The sequence below is a fragment of the Agrococcus sp. BE272 genome (assembly GCF_031457935.1).
Classification (GTDB): domain Bacteria; phylum Actinomycetota; class Actinomycetes; order Actinomycetales; family Microbacteriaceae; genus Agrococcus; species Agrococcus sediminis.
Genome location: NZ_JAVDXL010000002.1, coordinates 438,537 through 461,882 on the forward strand (window position 1 = coordinate 438,537; position 23,346 = coordinate 461,882).

General features: G+C 73.4%; 20 protein-coding genes. 12 read left to right on the plus strand and 8 right to left on the minus strand.

What is annotated here, in order from left to right; all coding sequences use genetic code 11:
- Nucleotides 1-45 precede the first annotated feature (45 nt).
- Both J2X49_RS08530 and J2X49_RS08535 read left to right on the plus strand, forming a co-directional pair.
- On the plus strand, nucleotides 46-702 hold the full coding sequence (locus J2X49_RS08530) for an ABC transporter permease subunit (RefSeq protein ID WP_310124977.1): 657 nt from the start codon (nucleotides 46-48) through the stop codon (nucleotides 700-702).
- A complete protein-coding gene (locus tag J2X49_RS08535; RefSeq protein ID WP_310124981.1) occupies nucleotides 692-1,480 on the plus strand; it encodes an amino acid ABC transporter ATP-binding protein in 789 nt (262 codons plus the stop codon). The genes J2X49_RS08530 and J2X49_RS08535 overlap by 11 nt, the downstream gene beginning before the upstream one ends.
- A gap of 64 nt (nucleotides 1,481-1,544) precedes the next feature.
- On the opposite strand, the gene J2X49_RS08540 is transcribed toward J2X49_RS08535, so the two are convergent.
- Nucleotides 1,545-1,766, minus strand: a complete 222-nt coding sequence (locus J2X49_RS08540; protein WP_128190644.1) for a hypothetical protein — start codon at nucleotides 1,764-1,766, stop codon at nucleotides 1,545-1,547.
- 216 nt (nucleotides 1,767-1,982) lie between these two features.
- On the opposite strand from J2X49_RS08540, the gene J2X49_RS08545 reads away from it, so the two are divergent.
- Nucleotides 1,983-4,064 (plus strand): DNA topoisomerase IV subunit B, encoded by a 2,082-nt coding sequence (locus tag J2X49_RS08545; protein WP_310124986.1) that lies wholly within the window; start codon nucleotides 1,983-1,985, stop codon nucleotides 4,062-4,064.
- A 155-nt stretch (nucleotides 4,065-4,219) separates the two neighbouring features.
- On the opposite strand, the gene J2X49_RS08550 is transcribed toward J2X49_RS08545, so the two are convergent.
- Nucleotides 4,220-6,676, minus strand: a complete 2,457-nt coding sequence (locus J2X49_RS08550) for a DNA topoisomerase IV subunit A (RefSeq protein WP_310124989.1) — start codon at nucleotides 6,674-6,676, stop codon at nucleotides 4,220-4,222.
- Nucleotides 6,677-6,753: 77 nt separating this feature from the next.
- Here J2X49_RS08550 and J2X49_RS08555 point away from each other — a divergent pair, with 77 nt between their 5' ends.
- Nucleotides 6,754-7,764, plus strand: coding sequence for an alkaline phosphatase family protein (locus J2X49_RS08555; RefSeq protein WP_310124992.1), 1,011 nt, complete (start codon nucleotides 6,754-6,756; stop codon nucleotides 7,762-7,764).
- A gap of 10 nt (nucleotides 7,765-7,774) precedes the next feature.
- On the opposite strand, the gene J2X49_RS08560 is transcribed toward J2X49_RS08555, so the two are convergent.
- The 4 genes from J2X49_RS08560 to sepH all read right to left on the minus strand — a co-directional run bounded on the left by J2X49_RS08560 (nucleotide 7,775) and on the right by sepH (nucleotide 12,629).
- Nucleotides 7,775-8,878, minus strand: coding sequence for an alcohol dehydrogenase catalytic domain-containing protein (locus J2X49_RS08560; protein WP_310124996.1), 1,104 nt, complete (start codon nucleotides 8,876-8,878; stop codon nucleotides 7,775-7,777).
- The gene (locus tag J2X49_RS08565) at nucleotides 8,878-9,792 is read right to left on the minus strand and encodes an NAD(P)-dependent oxidoreductase (RefSeq protein ID WP_146356275.1); all 915 of its coding nucleotides are present in this window, start codon (nucleotides 9,790-9,792) and stop codon (nucleotides 8,878-8,880) included. Before J2X49_RS08565 ends, J2X49_RS08560 begins: the two co-directional genes overlap by 1 nt.
- Before the next feature lie 106 nt (nucleotides 9,793-9,898).
- Nucleotides 9,899-11,266: an MFS transporter gene (locus J2X49_RS08570; protein ID WP_310125001.1), complete on the minus strand. Its 1,368-nt coding sequence runs from the start codon at nucleotides 11,264-11,266 to the stop codon at nucleotides 9,899-9,901.
- Between the two features lie 139 nt (nucleotides 11,267-11,405).
- A complete protein-coding gene (gene sepH / locus J2X49_RS08575) occupies nucleotides 11,406-12,629 on the minus strand; it encodes a septation protein SepH (protein WP_164877146.1) in 1,224 nt (407 codons plus the stop codon).
- 221 nt (nucleotides 12,630-12,850) lie between these two features.
- Between sepH and J2X49_RS08580 the strand changes: the two genes are divergently transcribed.
- The gene (locus J2X49_RS08580; RefSeq protein ID WP_128190050.1) at nucleotides 12,851-13,135 is read left to right on the plus strand and encodes a DUF4193 domain-containing protein; all 285 of its coding nucleotides are present in this window, start codon (nucleotides 12,851-12,853) and stop codon (nucleotides 13,133-13,135) included.
- 82 nt (nucleotides 13,136-13,217) lie between these two features.
- Here J2X49_RS08580 and J2X49_RS08585 read toward each other — a convergent pair whose 3' ends face one another.
- The gene (locus J2X49_RS08585; RefSeq protein ID WP_310125004.1) at nucleotides 13,218-13,673 is read right to left on the minus strand and encodes a DUF3093 domain-containing protein; all 456 of its coding nucleotides are present in this window, start codon (nucleotides 13,671-13,673) and stop codon (nucleotides 13,218-13,220) included.
- 70 nt (nucleotides 13,674-13,743) lie between these two features.
- On the opposite strand from J2X49_RS08585, the gene dut reads away from it, so the two are divergent.
- The 7 genes from dut (at nucleotide 13,744) to J2X49_RS08620 (ending at nucleotide 21,849) form a co-directional block, all read left to right on the plus strand.
- The gene (gene dut / locus J2X49_RS08590; RefSeq protein ID WP_310125006.1) at nucleotides 13,744-14,196 is read left to right on the plus strand and encodes a dUTP diphosphatase; all 453 of its coding nucleotides are present in this window, start codon (nucleotides 13,744-13,746) and stop codon (nucleotides 14,194-14,196) included.
- The gene (locus tag J2X49_RS08595; protein ID WP_128190053.1) at nucleotides 14,193-14,792 is read left to right on the plus strand and encodes a DUF3710 domain-containing protein; all 600 of its coding nucleotides are present in this window, start codon (nucleotides 14,193-14,195) and stop codon (nucleotides 14,790-14,792) included. The genes dut and J2X49_RS08595 overlap by 4 nt, the downstream gene beginning before the upstream one ends.
- Entirely contained in the window at nucleotides 14,792-15,535 is a 744-nt protein-coding gene (locus J2X49_RS08600) for a DUF3159 domain-containing protein (protein ID WP_146356264.1), read from the plus strand. The genes J2X49_RS08595 and J2X49_RS08600 overlap by 1 nt, the downstream gene beginning before the upstream one ends.
- 108 nt (nucleotides 15,536-15,643) lie before the next feature.
- A complete protein-coding gene (locus tag J2X49_RS08605) occupies nucleotides 15,644-18,484 on the plus strand; it encodes an aconitate hydratase (protein WP_310125011.1) in 2,841 nt (946 codons plus the stop codon).
- 85 nt (nucleotides 18,485-18,569) lie between these two features.
- A complete protein-coding gene (dxs, locus tag J2X49_RS08610; RefSeq protein WP_310125013.1) occupies nucleotides 18,570-20,540 on the plus strand; it encodes a 1-deoxy-D-xylulose-5-phosphate synthase in 1,971 nt (656 codons plus the stop codon).
- A gap of 65 nt (nucleotides 20,541-20,605) precedes the next feature.
- On the plus strand, nucleotides 20,606-21,055 hold the full coding sequence (locus J2X49_RS08615; protein ID WP_310125016.1) for a hypothetical protein: 450 nt from the start codon (nucleotides 20,606-20,608) through the stop codon (nucleotides 21,053-21,055).
- Nucleotides 21,052-21,849, plus strand: a complete 798-nt coding sequence (locus J2X49_RS08620) for an ADP/ATP-dependent (S)-NAD(P)H-hydrate dehydratase (protein ID WP_310125017.1) — start codon at nucleotides 21,052-21,054, stop codon at nucleotides 21,847-21,849. The genes J2X49_RS08615 and J2X49_RS08620 overlap by 4 nt, the downstream gene beginning before the upstream one ends.
- Here J2X49_RS08620 and J2X49_RS08625 read toward each other — a convergent pair.
- A complete protein-coding gene (locus tag J2X49_RS08625; RefSeq protein WP_310125020.1) occupies nucleotides 21,839-23,341 on the minus strand; it encodes a methyltransferase in 1,503 nt (500 codons plus the stop codon). The two genes, J2X49_RS08620 and J2X49_RS08625, sit on opposite strands and share 11 nt — an antisense overlap.
- Between the last annotated feature and the right edge of the window lie 5 nt (nucleotides 23,342-23,346).

Sequence of the window (23,346 nt, forward strand, 5' to 3'; positions counted from 1 at the left end):
GCCGGGGCCGCGTCCGTGCGCGGGCCGAGCGTCTAGGCTCGCGTCGTGAACTGGCAGCTCGTGCTCGACTCGCTGGGGCCCATCGCCCTCGGCGCGATCACCGGCACCATCCCGCTCACCCTCGCGTCGTTCTCGCTCGGTCTCCTGATCGCGATCGGGATGGCCCTCATGCGCGTCTCCGGCATCGCGTGGCTCTCTGCCGTCGCGCGCGGCTACATCTCCATCATCCGCGGTACGCCGATGCTCGTGCAGCTGTTCGTGATCTTCTACGGCATGCCGCAGATCGGCATCACGCTCGACCCCTGGCCGAGCGCGATCATCGCGCTGTCGCTCAACGTCGGCGGCTACGCGGCCGAGATCATCCGCGCCGCGATCCTCTCGATCCCGCGCGGGCAGTGGGAGGCGGCTGCGATGGTGGGCATGTCGCGCGGCCAGGCGCTCTGGCGCATCGTGCTGCCGCAAGCGGCCCGCGTGTCGGTGCCGCCGCTGTCGAACACGTTCATCTCGCTCGTGAAGGACACCTCGCTCGCGTCGGTGATCCTCGTCACCGAGCTGTTCCGCGTCGCGCAGCGCATCGCCGCGCCGAGCGGCGAGTTCCTCACGATCTACATCGTCGCCGCCGTCGTCTACTGGGTCATCTGCCTCGTGCTCGCCGGCGGGCAGGACCGCCTCGAGAGGAGGCTCGACCGCTATGCCGTCTGAGCACACCGACGCTGCCGCCGACGGCCTCCTGCTGTCGGCGCGCGAGCTGCACAAGTCGTTCGGCGAGAACCACGTGCTGCGCGGCGTCGACCTCGACATCGCGCCCGGCACCGTCCACGCGCTCATCGGCCCGTCGGGCTCGGGCAAGACGACGGTGCTCCGCTCGCTCAACGGGCTCGAGACGCCCGACGCCGGGAGCCTGCGGATCGGCGACCTCGCGATCGACTTCGCCCGGCCGCCCGGCCGGCGCGACCGCGCGGCGCTGCACCGCGCATCCGCCATGGTCTTCCAGCAGCACCACCTGTTCCCGCACCTGACGGTGCTCGGCAACGTCACGATCGGGCCCGTGCGCGTGCAGGGCCGCGACCGCGACGAGGCCACGGCGGATGCGCTGGCGCTGCTCGACCGCGTCGGCCTGCGCGAGAAGGCGGACGCCTACCCGTCGTCGCTCTCCGGGGGCCAGCAGCAGCGCGTCGGGATCGTGCGCGCGCTCGCGCTCGCGCCGTCGATGCTGCTCTTCGACGAGCCCACCTCGTCGCTCGACCCGGAGCTCGTGGGCGAGGTGCTCGCGGTCATGACCGAGCTGGCCGCCGACGGCTGGACGATGGCGGTCGTCACGCACGAGCTCGGCTTCGCGCGCGAGGTCGCCGACGAGGTGTCGTTCTTCGACGAGGGCGTCGTCGTCGAGCGGGGCGCGCCCGCGCAGCTCTTCGGCGACCCGCGCCACGAGCGCACGAAGCGCTTCCTGCAGCGGCTGCAGGGCCCCTTCGGCGGGTAGCGAGCAACGCCCCTACGCGGAAGCGGCCCGCCCCACCAGGGGACGGGCCGCTTCGCGGTCTGCGTCAGCGCTCGGCGAGCTTCGCGCTCTCGTCGTGCCAGACGAGCGCGACGGGCTCGAGCGCCTCGCGGTGCTTCGCGGCGTGGTGCGCGCAGAAGAGCAGCGTGCCGCTCGCCATGGTCGCTCGGACGTATGCCTGGGCGCCGCAGCTGTCGCAGCGGTCGAGCGCGCTGAGCGGCGCGTTCGCCTCGTCGGCCTCGAGCGTCGCGGTCTGGGTGTCGTTCACGGTGCCCTCCTTCTTCGTCCTGACCTCCATCGTGGCACGGGAGTCTGTCAGATCCCGGTCATCCGGCCATCGGTTCGCCAGCGGCGCAACGCCCGTCCGCGCCGCGCGCCCTGCCGTTCCGCGGGCCCGCGCGGCCCTAGGCTGGCGGGCGGCGCCCACTCGGCCGGTCGCAGACCGCTGCAGCCCGGGCGCGTCGAGCGAGGATTGGGGGATCGGTTGGCAGCTGCGGCATCCGACTACTCGGCGCGGCACCTGACGGTGCTCGAGGGGCTCGAGGCGGTGCGCAAGCGCCCGGGCATGTACATCGGCTCGACCGACTCGCGCGGCCTGATGCACTGCCTGTGGGAGATCATCGACAACTCCGTCGACGAGGCGCTCGGCGGCCACGGCGACGAGATCACGGTCGTGCTGCACCGCGACGGCTCCGTCGAGGTGCGCGACACCGCCCGCGGCCTGCCGATCGACGTCGAGCCGCGCACGGGCCTCACGGGCGTCGAGGTCATCTTCACGAAGCTGCACGCCGGCGGCAAGTTCGGCGGCGGCGCCTACAAGTCCTCCGGCGGCCTCCACGGCGTCGGCGCATCCGTCGTCAACGCGCTCTCGGAGCGCCTCGACGTCGAGGTCGACCGCGACGGCGCCACGTGGGCGATGTCGTTCCACCGCGGCGAGCCGGGGGAGTTCCTCGACGAGGGAGAGCCCTCGCCGCACGCGACGTTCCTGCCGTTCGTGGATGCGTCGCGGCTGCGCAAGGTCGGCAAGGTCGCGAAGGGCGTCACGGGCACGCGCGTGCGCTACTGGGCCGACCCGCAGGTGTTCACGAAGGGCGCCGACTTCCTCGCCGACGAGCTCTCGCGCCGGGCGCGCCAGACGGCGTTCCTCGTGCCGGGGCTCGCGATCCAGATCATCGACGACCGCGCCGACGAGCGCGTCGTGCACGACTTCAAGTACGACGGCGGCATCAGCGAGTTCGCCGAGTACCTCGCGCCCGATCCCGCGCTGACGTCGACCTGGCGGCTGACGGGCGAGGGCGACTTCCAGGAGACGATCCCGGTGCTCGACGAGGCGACCGGGCACATGGTCACCCGCGAGGTCGACCGCACGTGCGAGGTCGACATCGCGCTGCGCTGGGGCACCGGCTACGACACCGTCGTGCAGACGTTCGTGAACATCATCGCGACGCCCAAGGGCGGCTCGCACCTGGCCGGCTTCGAGCAGTCGCTGCTGAAGCTCATCCGCGACCAGGTGGCCGCGAACGCGCGCAAGCTCAAGGCCGGCACCGACAAGGTGGAGAAGGACGACGCGCTCGCCGGCCTCACCGCCGTCGTGACGGTGCGGCTGCCCGAGCCGCAGTTCGAGGGCCAGACGAAGGAGGTGCTCGGCACGCCCGCCGTGCGCCAGATCGTCGCCCAGGTGGTCGCGCGCGAGCTCGGCGCCATCCTCACCTCGTCGAAGCGCGACGAGAAGGCGCAGGCCGCGCAGGTGCTCGAGAAGGTCGTCAGCGAGATGAAGGCGCGCATCTCGGCGCGCTCGCTCAAGGAGACCGCGCGGCGCAAGAGCGCGCTCGAGTCGTCGTCGCTGCCGGTGAAGCTCGTCGACTGCCGCTCGAACGACGTCGCGCAGACCGAGCTGTTCATCGTCGAGGGCGACAGCGCGCTCGGCACCGCGAAGCCCGCGCGCGACAGCGAGTTCCAGGCGATCCTGCCCATCCGCGGCAAGATCCTCAACGTGCAGAAGGCGTCGGTGGCCGACATGCTCTCCAACGCGGAGTGCGCGGCGATCATCCAGTCGATCGGGGCGGGATCCGGCCGCTCGTTCGACATCTCGGCCGCGCGCTACGGCAAGATCATCATGCTGTCGGACGCCGACGTCGACGGCGCCCACATCCGCACCCTGCTGCTCACGCTCATCCACCGCTACATGCGGCCGCTCATCGACGAGGGGCGCGTCTTCGCGGCCGTGCCGCCGCTGCACCGCGTGCTCGTCAAGCACCGCGGCAAGCCCGACGAGGCCGTGTACACCTACTCCGACGCCGAGCTGCACCGCACGCTCGCGCGGCTCAAGAAGGCCGGCAAGGGCTGGCACGAGCCGCCGCAGCGCTACAAGGGCCTCGGCGAGATGGACGCCGACCAGCTCGCCGAGACCACGATGGACCGCTCCCGCCGCACCCTGCGCCGCGTCACGATCAGCGACGCCGAGCGGGCGAGCGAGGTCTTCGAGCTGCTCATGGGCAACGACGTCGCGCCGCGGCGCGAGCTCATCGTCACGTCGCAGGTCGACCGCGACCGCATCGACGCCTGAGCCGCGCGCGCCCGGGGCGTGGCGCCGACGCCGACCGGGGCGGATGCGCACGACCGGGGCGGATGCGCACGACCGGGGCGGGCACGCCGTGCCCGGTCGGGCGCAGCCGCCCCAGTCGCGGGTCGTGAGGCGCTGGCGAGCCGCGGGTGAGCCGGCTACGCGCCGAGCCGCGACCCGACCGCGCCGATCGCGCCGTCGACCGAGACGCCGGAGCCCGCGCGCGCCGCGCCGCCCGGCGGCAGCTGCCGCTGGGAGCCGTCGGCGCCGACCGCGAGCGGCGAAGGGCCGGCCCACGCGAGGCTCAGCCCGACCTCGCCCTTCAGCAGCCGGTGCGCCTGCACCCCGCCGGTGCCGCGCCCCTTCGGGGGGTATTCGGCGAGGTCCGAGACCTTCACGCGCGGCTCGTCGAGCCCCGCGAGCGTCTCGGCGGCCTCGGTGACGGTGACGACCTCGGCGCCGTCGGTCACGGCGCCGGCGAACCGCACCGTCGCATCCGCCTTGAGCCCGATGCCCTTCATGCCGCCGGCGCCCGGCCCCTGCGGGTTCACCTGGCCGGCGGGGAAGCGCAGCAGCTGCGCGTCGGTCGTGATGAGCACGATCCAGGCGTCGTCGGGCGCGGGCGCGATGCCCACGACCCGGTCGCCGGGCTTCAGCGCGATGACGCTCTCGCGGTCGCGGTCGCGCAGCTCGGCGGGTCGGATGCGCTTGACGATGCCCTGCGCGGTCGCGACGAGCCACGGCTCCTCGGTCGAGAGGTCGATGAGCGCGACCGCCTCCTCGCCGCGCTCGAACGCGCCGAGGTCGCGCACCTTGACGCCCGCGGTGAGGCCGACGGATGCGGGCGGCACCGAGGGCAGGTCGGCGGGCGTCAGGCGCAGCACGGCCCCCGAGGACGTCACGAGCCCGAAGGCACCGCGCGTGGTCGAGGCGACCTCCGAGCGGATCGCGTCGTGGCGGCTGCGGCGCGCGGGCGCGGGGATGGGCTCCTCGCCGTCGACCCGCACGAGCCGGCCCGTGACCGACATGACGACGCGCGTCGGCGCATCCGCGATCTCGAGGCTCGCAGCCGCCGCGCGCGCCGCCGCCGAGCGGCCGGTCGCGGCCTGCTGGCCGTTCGCCTCGGTGAGCATCGTGCGGCGGGGCGTGCCGAAGCGGTCGGCGACCTCGTCGAGCTCGGCCGCGACCACCTCGTGCAGCGCCGCCTGCGTGCCGAGGATGCGCTCGAGCTCGGCGATCTGGGCGAGCAGCTCGTCGCGCTCGGCCTCGAGCTCGATGCGGCTGAACTTCGTCAGGCGCCGCAGCCGCAGCTCGAGGATGTGCTCGGCCTGCACCTCGGTGAGGTCGAAGACGTCCTGCAGCCGCCTGCGCGCCTGCTCGCCGTCGTCGGAGGTGCGGATGACCTGGATGACCTCGTCGATGTCGAGCACCGCGATGAGCAGGCCCTCGACGAGGTGCAGGCGGTCGCGGCGGCGCTGCAGCCGGTACTCGCTGCGCCGGCGCACGACGCCGACGCGGTGCTCGAGGTAGACGCGCAGCAGCTCGCGGAGCCCGAGCGTCTGCGGCTTGCCCTCGACGAGCGCCACGTTGTTGATCGAGAAGCCGTCCTCGAGCGGGGTGTAGCGGTAGAGCTGCTGCAGCACGGCATCCGGGTCGAAGCCCGTCTTGATGCCGATCACGAGCCGCATGCCGTGCTTGCGGTCGGTGAGGTCCTGCACGTCGGCGAGGCCCTGCAGCTTCTTCGACTGCACGCCGTCCTTGATCTTCTCGATGATCCGCTCGGGGCCGACGAGGTAGGGCAGCTCGGTGATCACGATCTGCGTCTTGCGGCCCTGCCGCTCGACCGACGCGCGCGCCCGCGTGCGGAACGAGCCGCGGCCGCTCTCGTACGCCTCGCGGATGCCGTCGAGGCCGACGATCACGCCGCCGCCGGGCAGGTCGGGCCCGGGCACGTGGCGCATGAGGTCGGCGACGGATGCGTCGGGGTGCGCGAGCAGGTGCTTGGCCGCCTGCACGACCTCGACGAGGTTGTGCGGCGCCATGTTCGTGGCCATGCCGACCGCGATGCCGCTCGCGCCGTTGACGAGCAGGTTCGGGTACGAGGCGGGCAGCACGTCGGGCTGCTGGTACGAGTTGTCGTAGTTGGGCACGAAGTCGACGACGTCCTCGTCGAGGCCCTCGGTGAGCGACAGACCGGCCGCCGCGAGGCGCGCCTCGGTGTAGCGGGGCGCGGCGGGCCCGTCGTCGAGCGAGCCGAAGTTGCCGTGCCCGTCGATGAGCGGCAGCCGCAGGCTGAACGGCTGCGCGAGGCGCACGAGCGCGTCGTAGATCGCGGTGTCGCCGTGCGGGTGCAGCTTGCCCATCACGTCGCCCACGACGCGCGCGCTCTTGACGTGGCCCTTCTCGGGGCGCAGCCCCATCTCGGACATCTGGAAGAGGATGCGCCGCTGCACGGGCTTGAGCCCGTCGCGCGCGTCCGGCAGCGCGCGGGCGTAGATGACGGAGTAGGCGTACTCGAGGAACGAGTCCTGCATCTCGGCAGCGACGTCGATGTCGTCGATGCGCTCCGCGGTCGCGGCGCCGTCGGAGGGCTCGGTGGTGGGCTTGGCAGTCATAGGCTGACCGAATGCTACCGACCAGGGCGCCAGGATCCCGGAGCCTTGCCGACGTTCTCGCGAGCTCGGCGCAGGCGATGCGCGGCGAGCGCAACGCGCTCGGACTGCCTGCGGTGGCGGGCGCGGTCGTGCTGCTCGTCGACGGCCTCGGCGCCGCGCAGCTCGGCCAGCGCGCCGGCCACGCGCGCACGCTCGCCGGCGCCCCGGGCGGCTCGCTCGACGCGGGCTTCCCGTCGACGACCGCCGTGTCGCTCGCGAGCCTCACGACGGGCGCGCTCGCCGGCGAGCACGGGCTGGTCGGCTACGACGCGTTCGTGCCCGGCCACGGGGTGCGCAACCAGCTGCGCGACTGGGGCGGGCCGATGGATCCGGCGCGGTGGCAGCGCCGCCCGACGCTCTTCGAGTCGACCCGCTCGGTGGTCGTCGCCGAGGCGAAGCACGCCGACAGCGGCTTCACCCGCGCGGTGCTGCGGGGCGCCGAGTACCGCGGGGCGCGCACGCTCGCCGACCGGTTCGCGCTCGCCGAGCGCGCCGCGCGCGAGCGCAGCCTCGTCTACCTCTACGTGCCCGAGCTCGACCGCGCGGGCCACGAGTCCGGCTGGCAGTCCGACGACTGGATCGACGCGCTCGAGGAGCTCGACGGCCTCGTCGCGGGCCTCGTCGCCACGCTGCCGCGCGACGTGGGCCTCGTCGCCACCGCCGACCACGGCATGGTCGACGTCGACGCATCCGCCCACCGCATCGTGCCGCGCGAGCTGCTCGCGCGGGTGACCGACGTCGCGGGGGAGCCGCGCTGCCTGCAGCTGCAGGTCGACGGCGAGGCGGATGCGGTGGCCGACGACTGGCGCGCGTGGCTCGGCGACGGCGCGTGGGTCGCGACGCGGCAGCAGGTGATCGACGCGGGCTGGCTCGGCGAGGTGCACCCCGAGGTCGCGCCGCGCCTCGGCGACGTGTTCGTCGCCGCGCGCGGCCGGGCGGCGATCTACGTCGACGAGCTCGACCCCGCGCGCGGCATGGTCGGCCAGCACGGCTCGCTCACGCAGGACGAGCTGCGCGTGCCGCTGCGGCGCTTCGGCGCCTTCGCGTGAGGCGCCGGGGCTAGAACCGCACGACCTGCCGGATCGCCCTGCCGTCGGCGAGCGTGTCGAGCGCCTCGTTGAGGTCCTCGAGCGCGATCTCGCTCGTCACGAGCTCCTCGACGGGCAGCCGGCCCTCGCGCCACAGCTGCTCGTAGCGCGGGATGTCGCGGGAGGGCACGGCAGACCCGAGGTACGAGCCGACGACGGTGCGCGCCTCGGCCGTGAACGTCAGCGGCGACAGCGACGCCCGGGCGTCCGGATGCGGCAGGCCGACGGTCACGGTCGTGCCACCTGGCGCCGTGAGGGCGAACGCCGTCTCGAACGCCTTCGGGTGCCCGGCGGCCTCGATCACGACGGGTGCGCGCAGCCCCTGCGCGACCGCGTCGTCGGGGGAGAGCGCCACGTCGGCGCCGAGCTCGAGCGCGCGCTCGAGCTTCGCGGGGACGGCGTCGACGCCGATGACCCTGCCGAGCCCGAGCGATGCGGCGGCGAGCAGCGCGGCCATGCCCACGCCGCCGAGCCCGACGATGACGATGTCGTCGCCCTCGCGCGGCCTGCCGGCGTTGACGACGGCGCCGCCGCCGGTGAGCATCGCGCAGCCGAGCACCGCGGCGACCTGCGGCGGCACGTCGGCGCCGACGGGGACGACGGAGCGGCGGTCGAGCACGGCGTGGGTGGCGAAGGCGGAGACGCCGAGGTGGTGGTGCACGTCGTGCCCGTCCTCGTGCAGGCGCCGGCCGCCGCCGAGCAGCTCGCCGGCGCCGTTCGACGCCGAGCCCCGCTCGCACGGCAGGCGGCCGTCGGTCGCGCAGGCCGCGCACTCGCCGCAGCGCGGCAGGAACGTGGTGACCACGCGGTCGCCGACCGCGACGTCGTCGACGCCCTCGCCCACCGCCTCTACGATCCCCGCCGCCTCGTGGCCGAGCAGCATGGGGACGGGGCGCGGGCGGGCGCCGTCGACGACCGAGAGGTCGCTGTGGCACAGGCCCGCCGCCTCGATGCGCAGCAGCAGCTCGCCCGGGCCGGGCGGGTCGAGCTCGAGCTCGACGAGCTCGAGCGGCCGTGAGTCGGCGAAGGGGCGCTCGGCGCCGATCGTGCGCAGCACCGCGCCGCGGATGCGCATCAGCGGCCGTCCCAGCCGGCGACCGAGCCGTCGGGGCTCGCCTCGCGCACGACGAGCGTGCAGTCCTTGCCGCCGAGGCCGTCGTCGAGCAGCCGCTGCAGCTGGTCGCGGATGAGCGTCGCGGCAGGCACGTGCACGCCCGCGGCCTCGGCGCCCGCGACGGCGAGCGTGACGTCCTTGTGGCACAGCATCGCCGAGAAGGACGCGTCGAAATTGTGGTTGGCGGCGGCGCCCGGCACGACGCCCGGCACCGGGTACCAGGTGCGCAGCGCCCACGAGTCGCCCGACGAGACGCGAGCGACGTCGAAGAATGCCTTCGGGTCGAGGCCGAGCCGCTGCGCGAGCTGCGAGCCCTCGGACATCGCGAGGATCGAGACGCCGAGCATCATGTTGTTGACGAGCTTCGCGGCGATGCCGTGCGTGGCCTCGCCGACGGCGAAGACGTTGCCGGCCATGGGCGTCACGATCGCCTTCGCGTCGGCGACGTCGGCCTCGTCGCCGCCGAGCATGAACGTGAGCGTCGCCGCCTCGGCGCCCTGCGTGCCGCCCGAGACGGGCGCGTCGACGAAGCGGAAGCCGCGGGAGCCGGCCTCGCCGTGGCACCACTGCGAGGTCTCGATGTCGACGGTCGACGTGTCGAGGATGAGGGTTCCGGGGGCTGCGTGCTCGAAGACGCCATCGGGGCCCTCGAGCACCTGCCGCACGTGCTCGCCCTTGGGCAGGCTCGTGATGACCACGTCGGCGCCCTCCACGGCCTCGGCGACGCTCGCGACGGGGGTGATGCCGTGCTCCGCGGCGCTCTCGCGCAGCGCGTCGACCACGTCGTAGCCGCGCACCTCGTGCCCCGCGGTGACCAGGTGGGAGGACATCCGGCTGCCCATGTTGCCGAGTCCGATCCAGGCGATTGACGTCATCGTCGATTCCTTCCTCAGGTGGTGCCCCAACGCTATCCCGTCGGACGCGGAACGGGCGGCGAGGTCACCCTCGCCGCCCGTCGCGTCATGCGCTCCGATCAGTGGATCAGACCGTGCCCTTCTCGGCCAGCACGCGGCGGCGGTCCTCGTCGTCGACGTCGTGCAGCGAGATGCCCTTCGTCTCCTTGAGCGCCAGCACCGCGATGAGCGTGATGCCGCAGGCGATCACGAGGTAGATCGCGACCGGGATGTGGCTGCCGAACTGCCCGAGCAGCCAGGTGGCGATGATCGGCGCGAGCGAGCCCGCGACGATCGACGTGACCTGGTAGCCGAGCGAGACGCCCGAGTAGCGCATGCGCGTCGGGAAGAGCTCGGCCATGATCGCCGGCTGGCCGGCGTACATGAGGGCGTGGAACAGCAGGCCCAGGATGATCGCGAGCAGGATCACGATGTCGCTGCCGGTCTCGAACATCGGGAAGGCGATGAAGCCCCACGTCGCGCCCAGGAGGACGCCCGCCAGGTACATGGGCTTGCGGCCCACGCGGTCGGTGAAGCGGCCCACGATCGGCACGAAGATGAAGTGCGCGATGTGCGCGATCGCCATCAGGCCGAGGATGCGGGACACGTCGTACTCGAGGTACGTGCGCAGGTACACGATCGAGAACGTGACGACCAGGTAGTAGAGGACGTTCTCCGCGAAGCGCAGGCCCATGGCCGTCAGCACGCCCTTGGGGTAGCGCTTCAGCACCTCGAGCACGCCGTACGACTGCGCCTTCGTCTCGATGACCTCGGCCTTGACGTCCTGGAAGATCGGGGCGTCCTCGACGCGGGTGCGGATGTAGTAGCCGACCGCGACGATGACGACCGACAGCCAGAACGCGATGCGCCAGCCCCAGCCGAGGAAGTCCTCGTCCGAGAGCGTCCACTGCAGGACGAGCAGCACGATCGTGGCGAGCAGGTTGCCGGCCGGAACCGCCGCCTGCGGGAACGACGACCAGAAGCCGCGCTCCTTGTTGGGCGAGTGCTCGGCCACCAGCAGGACGCCGCCGCCCCACTCGCCGCCGACCGCGAAGCCCTGGAAGAAGCGCAGGACCACGAGCGCCGCAGGTGCGAAGTAGCCGATCTGGTCGAACGTGGGCAGGCAGCCCATCAGGAACGTCGCGACACCCACCAGGATGATCGCGAACTGCAGCAGCTTCTTGCGGCCGTACTTGTCGCCGAAGTGGCCGAAGACGATGCCGCCGAGCGGACGGGCGACGAAGCCCACCGCGTAGGTCAGGAATGCGCTGATGATGGGGAAGTACGGATCATCGCTCTCGGGGAACATGATCAGGTTGAAGACGATCGTCGACGCCGTGGCGTACAGGAAGAACTCGTACCACTCGACGACGGTGCCCGCCATGGCGGCCGTGACGACCTTGCCCAGGCCCTCGCGGGTGTTGTCGCGCTTGGTGTCGTGCGCGGGTGCTGTCATGCCTACCTCCTCGTAGGGTGCACGGGACTGTGCGCGGTGAATCTAACATGACGTCTCGTTCAGGTGAGACGCATGGGGCGCGACACACCGAGAGGCGGGCACCCGGTCGCCCGGATGCCCGCCTCTCGGTGTGCGGCGCTCAGTCGTCGGAGCGCGACCCGAAGACGATCTCGTCCCAGCTCGGCATCGAGGCGCGCGATCCGCGCTTCTTCGAGCCGACCGGGCCGGTGCCCGTCGCGCGCTGCGGACGGGCCTCCTCCTGGGGCTCGGGCCTCGGCGCCTCGGCCTCGAACAGGCCCGGCTCGGTCTCGGCGGTGCGCAGCGCCGCCTCCCGCTCGCTGCGGCGACGGCGGAGGGCGTCGAGCAGCTCGGCGGTGTGGTTCGGCTGCGCGGATGCGGCGGGCCGGTTGATCGCGGCGGCCTGCACGTTCTCGGGCTGGCTGCCGACCTCGCCGGTGCGGCGGCGCAGCCACGGGTTGTCGGCCTTCGTCGGCTCCTTGGCGCGCTCGTCGGCGGCGCCCTCGGTCGCCGTCGACGACGCGACGGCCTCCTCGAGGCCGACGCCCGGCTCCACCGGCGCCGGCGCCTGCCGCACCGCGCCGCGCTGGATGCGGAACGCATCCGAGTCGAACCGGCCGGTGTCGGCGGCGTCGGCGCGCTGCGAGATGGGGGGAGCGGGCTGGCTCGGCGCGCGCTCGCCCGCGGGTGCGGGAGCGGACGGCGCGGCGGACGGCGCGGGAGCGGGCTCGGGCGACGCCGGCCGCGACTGCCGGTCGATGGCGCGGAGCCTCGGCACGAGCACGCTCGACGCGTCGCCGGTCTGGCTCAGCGAGACCGCCTCCTTGCCGCGGGGCGTGAGGGTGGCCTTCTTGGGCTCGTAGCCCCAGACGGCCTCGTGCTGCATGCCCTCGGTCGTGAAGCGCAGGCGCACGGTCCACGCGCCGCCCTCCGCGTCCTTCCACGAGGCCCACGAGCGGTCGGAGGCGCGCAGGTCGTCGAGGCGCTCCTCGATCGCGGCGCCGAAGGTCGTCTCGCCCGCGAGCGGGTCGATGTCGCCGGATGCGACGGGGATGGAGAGCGCGGAGTCGAGCACGTGCGCGCGCTCGGCGATGACCGGCCCCTCGAAGCGCTCGACGTAGGCGAGCTCCTCGCCCGTGGAGGAGGCGACCTCCTCGGCGGACATGCCGCCGCGGATGAGCGACTGGATGTCGCGCGGGCTGGCCTTGCGCTCGCGGTGGGGCACCGCGGCCTGCGGCCTGCGGTGCTCGGGGAGTGCATCGACGGGCACGCTGAAGCGCTCGCCGGAGTCGGACTCGAGGATGAGCACGCCGTCCTCGACGCCGATGACGCTCAGCTGCTGCATGATTCGTCGATCCTTCCTGGCGGTGTCGGTGGGCGCCAGCATCCCACGCGCCGACGGCCCGCGCCGGGAATGGATCGGGCGCGCCGCACGTTCCGCCTCAGACACCGCTCGACGCCCATGTCGGCACCCGGCTGCGCACCGATATCTGATTTGCCTAGGCGATCGGATTCGTGCAGACTGTGCGCCGACGCCGCCCACCACACCCCCAGCAAGGACTCTCGATGGCCACCGATTACGACGCCCCGCGCAAGACCGACGACGAGAACGAGTCGATCGAGGCGCTCAAGGAGCGCGTGCCTGCGAAGAGCGTCTCCACCGACGAGGACGCCGACAACCCGGGCAGCTTCGACCTCTCGGCGGCCGACCTCGCCGACGTCGAGCTCGACGTCGTCGTGCTCCCGCCGCAGGAGGACGAGTTCACGTGCGTGAGCTGCTTCCTCGTGAAGCACCGCCTGCAGTTCGACCACGAGACGAAGCTCGGGCCGATCTGCCGCGAGTGCTCTTGACCGACCTCCCCTGACGCGAGCGGCGCCCTCGGGCGCCGCTCGCGTCTCGCGTTCCCGGCTCCTGTCGCCCGCGCGCGAGCGGCTACGCCGACGCGCGCGCCGCGTCGATCGCCGCGGCGAGCCGCTCCGGCCGGCGCGAGCTCATCACCCACGACGGGGTCGGGTCGCTCTCGTCGTCGACGGCGACGCGCACGAGCCCGCGCGTCCACGGCGAGATCACGTGGTGCGACGCCGGGTCCCACTCGGCGCGCATCGCCGCGCGCGCCTCGTCGCCGCGCAGCGCCTCGGGCGCGTCGAGGAGCGCGGTCGCGATCCGCGCCCTGCCTGCGCGCAGCATCCCGTCGCGCACCTCGACCACGGGCGCGCCGCCCCACAGCGCCGTCACGATGCCGAGGTAGAGCACGGCCGCGACGCCCATCCCGACGCCGAGGTCGACCGGCAGGAAGACGAGCAGCGCGGCGGGCACGATGAGCAGCAGGAGCAGCGGCAGCCACCAGGGCGGCGTGAGCCGCTCGCGGTACGACGAGGCGGGATCCATGCCCCCATCCTCTCGCGCGCCGAGCGCTCCGGTTCCCGGCGCCCATCCGCCTCGGCTAGCCTCGATTGCGATGCAGCAGGTCGACGTCCTCATCACCGGATCGCCGGTGCCCTCCTACGCGCACCCGGGCGACGCCGGTGCCGATCTCCATGCCGCCGAGGCGGTCACGCTCGAGCCCGGGCAGCGCGCGCTGGTCGGCACGGGCGTCGCGATCGCGCTCCCGGACGGCTTCGCGGCGTTCGTGCACCCCCGCAGCGGCCTCGCCGCCAAGCACGGGATCACGATCGTCAACGCGCCCGGCACGGTCGACGCGGGCTATCGCGGCGAGATCAAGGTCAACCTGCTCAACACCGGCGGCGAGCCGCACCGCATCGAGGTGGGCGACCGCATCGCCCAGCTCGTCGTGCAGCGCGTCGAGCGCGTGCGCTTCGTCGAGGTGGAGCGCCTGCCGGGATCGGATCGGGGGGAGCGCGGGCACGGATCGACCGGCCGCGGCGCCGCCCCGGAGGGGATCGCACGATGACCGACACCACTGACGCCCAGGGCGAGCCGCTCGACGACGAGGCGCTCGTCGACAAGAGCGCTCCCGAGGACCGAGCCCAGGCGGGCCCGCTCGACGAGTCCGAGGCGCCCGTGCGCCCCTACGTCGACCTCGGCGGCCTGCGCATCGTGCCGCGCCCCGGCATGCAGATGCGCCTCGAGGTCGAGGAGCGGACGAAGCGCATCGTCGCCGTCACCCTCGAGCACGAGGGCTCCACCGTGCAGCTGCAGCCCTTCGCCGCGCCGCGCAGCGAGGGCATCTGGGCGCCCGTGCGGCAGGTGCTGCGCACGCAGCTCGAGCGCCAGGGCGCGACCGTCGACGAGGCCGAGGGCCTGCTCGGCCCCGAGCTGCGCGCCCGGCTGCAGTCCGGCCCCGACGGGGCGCCGCGGGCGGTGCGCATCATCGGCGTCGACGGGCCGCGCTGGATGCTGCAGGGCCTCATCGGCGGCCAGGCCGCGGTCGACGACGAGCAGGCCGCGAAGGCGATCGAGCTGTTCCGCTCGACGGTGGTGTGCCGCGGCGCCCAGCCGATGCCGCCGCGCGACCTCATCCCGCTGAGCGCGCCGAAGCCGGTCTGATGGCGATGCCGCCGGGGGAGCGGGAGCCGTCCTTCTCCGAGCAGGTGGGCGCGGCCATCCGGGGCTCCAAGCTCGGCCACCTCGACCCATCCGCCAGGCCCACGCCCGGCGCGCTGCTCGGCGCGATGGGCGGCGTGCGCGGGCTCGTCGAGTCGCTCCTGCCCGGCATCCTCTTCCTCGCGATCTACGCGACCACCCGCGAGGTGTGGCTCGCGGTCGTCGTGCCGCTCGTCGTCTCGGTCGGCTTCGTGGCGTGGCGCGTGCTGCAGAAGGGGCAGCCCGTGCTCGCGTTCGCGGGCCTCGTCGGCGTCGGCATCTCGGCCGCGGTCGCGCTCATCACCGGGCAGGGCGAGGACAACTTCCTCTGGGGCTTCACCGTCAACACGATCGTGGTGCTCGTGCTGCTCGTCAGCATGCTGCTGCGCCGCCCGCTCGTCGGCGTCATCGCCGGCGCGCTCACCGCGAAACCCCACGCGTGGCGCACGGAGCGCGCGAAGCGCGCCGTCGCCTGGCGGGCCACCATCCTGTGGCTCGCGGTCATCGCCGCGCGGCTCGCGATCCAGGTGCCGATGTACCTCGCCGCCGACGCGGGCGCCGCGGGCGCCGTCGAGGCACTCGCCGCGACGAAGCTCGTGATGGGCGTGCCGCTCTACCTCGCCGCGCTGTGGGTGACGTGGCTCATGGTGCGCACCGTGCTCGACGACGACACGCCTGCGCAGGCGGAGGAGCCGTCTGAGCGCTAGGATATCTTGACGTCAAGATATCTCGCCCTGCACCCCTGGAGTACGGCGGTGCGAGGCTTACACTCGAGGCGCGGCCAGCGCATCCCGTGAAGACCCTGAGGAGTCACGATGGCGAATCCGAACAGCTTCGACAGCAAGGACACGCTGTCGGTCGGCGACACCGACTACACGGTGTACCGCATCGACAAGGTCGAGGGGCACGAGCGGCTGCCGTTCAGCCTCAAGGTGCTGCTCGAGAACCTGCTGCGCACCGAGGACGGCGCGAACGTCACGAAGGAGCAGATCCAGTCGCTCGGCTCGTGGGTCGCCGACTCCGAGCCCTCGACCGAGATCCAGTTCTCGCCGGCGCGCGTCGTCATGCAGGACTTCACCGGCGTGCCCTGCATCGTCGACCTCGCCACGATGCGCGAGGCCGTCGCCGAGCTCGGCGGCGACCCCAAGAAGATCAACCCGCTCGCCCCGGCCGAGCTCGTCATCGACCACTCGGTGATCGCCGACCTCTTCGGCACCGCCGACGCCCTCGAGCGCAACGTCGAGATCGAGTACCAGCGCAACGGCGAGCGCTACCAGTTCCTGCGCTGGGGCCAGACGGCGTTCGACGACTTCAAGGTCGTCCCGCCCGGCACCGGCATCGTCCACCAGGTCAACATCGAGAACCTGGCGAAGGTCACCTACTCGCGCGAGTTCGGCGGCGAGCTCACCGCCTACCCCGACACCGTCGTCGGCACCGACTCGCACACCACGATGGTCAACGGCCTCGGCGTGCTCGGCTGGGGCGTCGGCGGCATCGAGGCCGAGGCCGCGATGCTCGGCCAGCCCGTCTCGATGCTCATCCCGCGCGTCGTCGGCTTCAAGCTCACCGGCTCGATCCCCGCCGGCGTGACGGCGACGGATGTCGTGCTCACGATCACCGACATGCTCCGCAAGCACGGCGTGGTCGGCAAGTTCGTCGAGTTCTACGGCACCGGCGTGGCCTCCGTGCCGCTCGCGAACCGCGCGACCATCGGCAACATGAGCCCGGAGTTCGGCTCGACCGCCGCCATCTTCCCGATCGACGACGTCACGCTCGACTACCTGCGCTTCACCGGCCGCAGCGAGGAGCAGGTCGCGCTCGTCGAGGCGTACTCCAAGCAGCAGGGCCTCTGGCACGACCCGGCGGTCGAGCCGACCTACTCGGAGTACATGGAGCTCGACCTGTCGACGGTCGTGCCCTCGATCGCCGGCCCGAAGCGCCCGCAGGACCGCATCGAGCTGACCAACGCGAAGCAGCAGTTCTCGGCCGACCTGCAGAACTACGCGACGGCGCCCGAGCAGGCGTCGGAGCCCGAGAAGGACGTCGTCGACGAGGCCGTGGAGGACACCTTCCCGGCCTCCGATCCCGCGTCGTTCTCGGCCGACACCGACGAGGAGCTCGTCGCCCCGACGCCCGCGGCCCCCACGGGCGTGCCGACGGCATCGCGCATCTCGCAGCCGGTCACGGTCGAGGTCGACGGCGAGACGTTCGAGCTCGACCACGGCCACGTCGCGATCGCGGCGATCACGTCGTGCACCAACACGTCGAACCCGTCGGTGATGCTCGCCGCCGGCCTGCTCGCGCGGAACGCGGTCGAGAAGGGCCTCTCGTCGAAGCCGTGGGTCAAGACGACGATGGCGCCCGGCTCGAAGGTCGTCACCGACTACTACGAGAAGGCGGGCCTCTGGGGCGACCTCGAGTCGCTCGGCTTCTACCTCGTGGGCTACGGCTGCACGACGTGCATCGGCAACTCGGGCCCGCTCAAGGAGGAGATCTCCGCGTCGGTGAACGACAACGACCTCGCCGTGACCGCGGTGCTCTCGGGCAACCGCAACTTCGAGGGCCGCATCAACCCCGACGTGAAGATGAACTACCTCGCGTCGCCGCCGCTCGTGATCGCCTACGCGCTCGCCGGCACGATGGACTTCGACTTCGACACCCAGCCGCTCGGCAAGGGCAAGGACGGCCAGGACGTGTTCCTCGCCGACATCTGGCCCTCGGCCGACGAGGTGCAGGCGACGATCGACTCGTCGATCGACACCGAGATGTTCACGACGCAGTACGCGGCCGTGTTCGACGGCGACGAGCGCTGGCAGAACCTGCCGACGCCGGCCGGCGACGTCTTCGAGTGGGACGAGCAGTCGACGTACGTGCGGAAGCCCCCGTACTTCGAGGGCATGACGATGGAGACGACCCCGGTCGCCGACATCACCGGCGCCCGCGTGCTCGCGAAGCTCGGCGACTCGGTCACGACCGACCACATCTCGCCCGCGGGCAGCATCAAGGCCGACAGCCCGGCCGGCCGCTACCTCACCGAGCACGGCGTGGACCGCAAGGACTTCAACTCCTACGGCTCGCGCCGCGGCAACCACGAGGTGATGATCCGCGGCACGTTCGCGAACATCCGCCTGAAGAACCTGCTGCTCGACGGGGTCGAGGGCGGCTACACGCGCGACTTCACGACCGCCGACGGCGAGCAGGCGTTCATCTACGACGCATCCGCCAACTACCAGGCGCAGGGCACCCCGCTCGTCGTGCTGGGCGGCAAGGAGTACGGCTCGGGCTCGAGCCGCGACTGGGCCGCGAAGGGCACGAGCCTGCTGGGCGTCAAGGCCGTCATCACCGAGTCGTTCGAGCGCATCCACCGCTCGAACCTCATCGGCATGGGCGTCGTGCCGCTGCAGTTCCCGGCCGGCGAGACCTGGGAGTCGCTCGGCCTCGACGGCACGGAGTCGATCTCGATCACGGGCCTCACCGAGCTGAACGAGGGCCGCACCCCGAAGACCGTGCGCGTCGTCGCCGAGCCGACCGAGCACAGCCCCGAGGGCAAGCAGACGGTCGAGTTCGACGCGGTCGTGCGCATCGACACCCCGGGAGAGGCCGACTACTACCGCAACGGCGGCATCCTGCAGTACGTGCTGCGCTCGCTCGTCTGAGCACCATCGATCGACGGCCCCGGGCTCCGCTATGAGCCCGGGGCCGTCGGCGTCCGCGGAGCCGTCGCCGCGTAGACTCGAGCGCATGAGCCTGCTCGATCGGATCCGCGGCCCGAGGGACCTCGACGGGCTCTCCCAGCACGAGCTCGAGGCGCTCGTCGCCGAGATCCGCGCCTTCCTCATCCGCGAGGTCTCGCGCACCGGCGGCCACCTCGGCCCGAACCTCGGCGTGGTCGAGCTGACGATGGCCATGCACCGCGTCTTCCGCTCGCCGCGCGACGCGTTCGTCTTCGACACCGGCCACCAGTCGTACGTGCACAAGCTGCTCACCGGCAGGCAGGACTTCTCGCGCCTGCGCCAGAAGGGCGGCATCGCGGGCTACCCGCAGCGCGCCGAGAGCGAGCACGACATCGTCGAGTCGAGCCACGCATCCTCCTCCCTGTCGTGGGCCGACGGCATCAGCCGCGCCTTCGACATCACCGGCCAGCACGACCGCTCGGTCGTCGCCGTCGTGGGCGACGGGGCCCTCACCGGCGGCATGACGTGGGAGGCGCTCAACAACATCTCCGACGACAACAGCCGCCGGCTCGTCATCGTCGTCAACGACAACGGGCGCTCCTACGCGCCGACGATCGGCGGCATGGCCCGCTTCCTCAACGGGGTGCGCACGCAGCGCTCGTACCGCAGCCTGCGCGGCACCTCCGAGCGGCTGTTCTCGCACCTCGGCCGACCCGGCCGCGCGATGTACCGCGGCGTGCGCGGGGCGACCCACGGCTTCCTCACGCGCTTCGTGAACAACGAGGTGCTCTACTCCAACCTCGACATCAAGTACCTCGGGCCGATCGACGGCCACGACCTCGAGACGCTCGAGGAGGCGCTCACCCAGGCGCGCGACTTCGCGGCGCCGGTGATCGTGCACGTCATCACCCAGAAGGGCCAGGGCTTCGACCTCGCCGTCAACGACGAGGCCGACCAGTTCCACGCCGTCGGGCAGATCGACCCGGAGACGGGGGAGTCGCTCTCGAGCGCGGGCCGGCCCGCCTGGACCTCGGTGTTCGCCGACGAGCTCGTCTCGCTCGCGCGCCGCGACGACCGCATCGTCGGCATCACCGCCGCGATGCTGCGCCCGACCGGCCTCGACCGGCTCGCGGCGCTCGATGCCTCCCGCGTGCTCGACGTCGGCATCGCCGAGCAGCACGCGGTCACGACCGCCGCGGGCCTCGCGTTCGGCGGGCTGCACCCGGTGGTCGCGATCTACGCGACCTTCATGAACCGCGCCTTCGACCAGGTGCTCATGGACGTCGCGCTGCACCGCGCGGGCGTCACCTTCGTGCTCGACCGCGCCGGCGTCACCGGCCCCGACGGCCCGAGCCACCACGGCATGTGGGACCTCGCGCTGCTGCAGTTCGTGCCCGGCATCCGCCTCGCCGCGCCGCGCGACGCGGCCCGCCTCGAGGAGGAGCTGCGCGAGGCGGTCGCCGTCGACGACGGCCCCACGGTCATCCGCTACCCGAAGGGCTCGGTGCCGAACCAGCTCGACGCGGTGCGCCGCACCGACGACGGCGTCGACGTGCTCGTGGAGGCGCCGCACCGCGACGTGCTCATCATCGCGATCGGCGCGTTCGCGCACCTCGGCGTCGACGTCGCCGAGCGCGTGCGCGCGCAGGGCATCGGCGTCACGGTCGTCGACCCGCGCTGGGTCGTGCCGGTCGCGGCCTCGATCGTCGAGATGGCGCGCGACCACCGCATCGTCATCACGCTCGAGGACGGCGTGCGCGTCGGCGGCATCGGCACGCGCGTGCGGCAGGAGCTGCGCGCCGCCGGCGTCGACACGGCGGTCGACGAGCTGGGCCTGCCGGACGCGTTCATCGACCACGCGGAGCGCGGCGAGATCCTCGAGGAGGCCGGGCTCTCGGCCCAGGCGATCGCGCGGAACATCGTGCAGCAGGTGCTCGGCACGGGACGCGTGCCGGTCGCGCGACCGCTGCCCGGCGAGCCCGAGCTGCGCATCGACGCCGACGACGCCGTGGACGGCGCGCGGCGCACGACCGACTGACGGCTCTCCACAGGCGGGCTGGCGCGGCGCGCGCCCGAGCGGCCGGATGCGGTTCCCTGCCGCGCATGGACGACACCGCCTCCTCCGCGCCCGATCCCGGGCGCGGGCCCAGCCGACCCATCCGCGCGCGCGACGCCGACGACCTGCTCGAGTTCGCGCGCGGGCTCGTGCAGCACGGCCTCGTGCGCCGGCTCTGGATCCTGCTGCTCACCCCGGACGGCACGCTGCTGCCGCAGCTGCAGCAGGTCGACGGCATCCCGGTCTGCCCGGACGCCTACGCCGTGCTCGCGCTCCGCGGGCTCCTCGGCCGCATCGCCGAGCCCGAGCGCGAGATCGCCGTCGTGCTCGAGCGGCCCGGCGCCGCTCGGCCGACGCCCGACGACTGGGCGTGGCACGACGCCGTCGCGCGGGCGGCGCGCGGCCAGGCGCTGCCGCTGCGCTCGGTGCTGCTCGCGCACAGCGCCGACGTCGACCGCATGGAGCCCGACCCGCCGCCGCGTACGCTGGCGGCATGACGTGGCTGCGCGCCCCCGGGGCCGAGGACGACAAGCGCTCGATGGGCGTGGTCGGCGTCGTGACGGGCTCCGAGCGCTACCCGGGCGCCGCCGTGCTGGGCGTCGAGGCGGCGTGGCGCACGGGCGCCGGCATGGTGCGGCTCTGGGCGCCCCGGCGCGTGCAGGACCTCGTGCTCGCGCGGCGGCCGGAGACGGTCTGCCACGCGCTCGACGAGGCGCCCGCCGACGTGCGCGCGTGGGTGCTCGGCTCGGGGCAGGACGCGCGCGAGCGCGGCCCGGCGCTGCGGACGCTCCTGCTCGAGGCGCTCGGCTCCGGCGCGCCGTGCGTCGTCGACGCGGGCGCCCTCGACCTCGCCGCGCGGCACGCGGGTCCCGTCGTCGCGACGCCGCACGCCGCCGAGCTGCGGCGGTCGCTCGCGGCGCTCGGCATCGACGAGGACGACGAGCGGATGCGCGCGGCGCGGCTCGCCGACGCGCTCGCCGCCGTCGTGGTCGAGAAGGGCGCCGCGACGCGCGTCGTCGCCCCCGGCGGCCGCTCGGCCACCGTGCAGGCGCCGACGCACCGGCTCGCGACGGCCGGCACCGGCGATGTGCTCGCGGGACTGCTCGGGGCGATGCTCGCCGCGCGCGCCGACGCCGCCGCCGATCCCGCGACGCTCGCGCGCATCGCCGTCGAGGGCGTCGAGCTCCACGGCGAGGCGGCCGCGGCCGCGGCAGCCGGAGGCCGCCCGATCACCGCGCTCGACGTGGCCGAGCACCTGCCCGGCGCGGTGGCGGCGCGGCTCAGTCGCTGACGGGCCGCAGGAAGCCCGTCACGACCAGCTCGCGCACGCGCGGCAGCAGGTCGGCCGCGAGGATGCCCGCGTCGACCTCGAGGAGCGCCGCGATCGCATCGACGAGCGTGCCGACGGGCAGCTCGCCGTCGCACGCGCCGACGAGCCCGGCGAGGGCCGTGTCGACCGACACGGTGCGGCCGAGCCCGCCGCCCTGGCGCAGCTCGATGACCGTCGGCCCGCTCGCGCCGGGACGCTGGTGGCGCAACTCGGTGACGTCGGGGGCGACCTGCAGGTGCTCGGCGGCCAGTGCCGCGTCGTCGAGCCCGGCGAGCCACTCGCCCGCGGCGAACGCCTCCGCGAGGTGCGCGCCGGCGCGCTCGAGCGCGATCGGCTGCGGCAGGCGCTCGAACCGCGCCGTGCACCGCCCCGCCGCCGGCGACTGGAGGGCGAGCCAGCCCATCCCCACCGCGTCGACCCCGCGCCGCTCGAAGTCGTCGAGCCAGGCGCCGAGCAGCCCGTCGTGGTCGGGGTCGCGCGGGAGCGTGCCGCCGTCGCGCAGCCAGAGCGCCGCGTACTGGGCCGGGTCGAGCGACTCGCGCTCGATCGCCCAGACGTCGAGCGACGCATCCGCCCACTCCTCGACGCGCGCGAGCCCGTCGCGGCCGCCGACGGCCTCCCAGTTGCCGAGCAGCCGCGCTGCGCCGCCCGGCCGCAGGTGCGCGCCGAGCCCCTGCACGACGGCCGCCATGAGCGCGTCGCCCGTGCGCCCGCCGTCGCGGTACTCGTAGGCCGGCACGCCCTCAGCGCGCGGCGTGATGACGAACGGGGGATTGGATGCGACGAGGTCGAAGCGCTCGCCCTCGACCGGCTCGTAGAGCGATCCCAGGCGCGTCTCGATGCCGTCGACGCCGTTGAGCGCCGCGTTCAGGCGGGTGAGCTCCAGCGCGCGCTCGGAGACGTCGGTGGCGACGACCCGGTCGGCGAGGCGCCGAAGGTGCAGCGCGATCACGCCGCAACCGGTGCCGAGGTCGAGCGCGGTGCCGCAGCGCACGGGCGGCAGCAGTGCCGCGAGCGTGCGCGCCGCGCCGCCGACGCCGAGCACGTGGTCGGGCCGCAGCCGCGAGACGCCCGAGAGCTCGTCGTGGTCGCTCGCGATCCACCACTCGCCGACGCCGAGCGCGTCGCGGAACGGCGTCGGGCGCACGGCGAGGAGCGGCCGGGCCGTGCCGCCCTCGACGGCGACGAGGCCGAGCGCGACCGCGCCGTCCACGCCGAGCGCCGGCAGCGCATCCGCCAGCTCCGCCGTCGGCACGCGGTCGCCGAGCACGAGCGCGCGCAGCAGCGTGGAGCGCGGGCCGGGCGAGCGCAGCGCGGCACGTCGCGCGGGCGCGGCGACCATCCGGCCGAGTGCCGCCTGCGCGGCGTCGCCGACCAGCGCGGCGACGCCCCCGCCCGTGAGATCCGCTGCTGCGAGATCACGGGCGAGGGCGTCGACGAGGGCGCGTTCCACCGTGC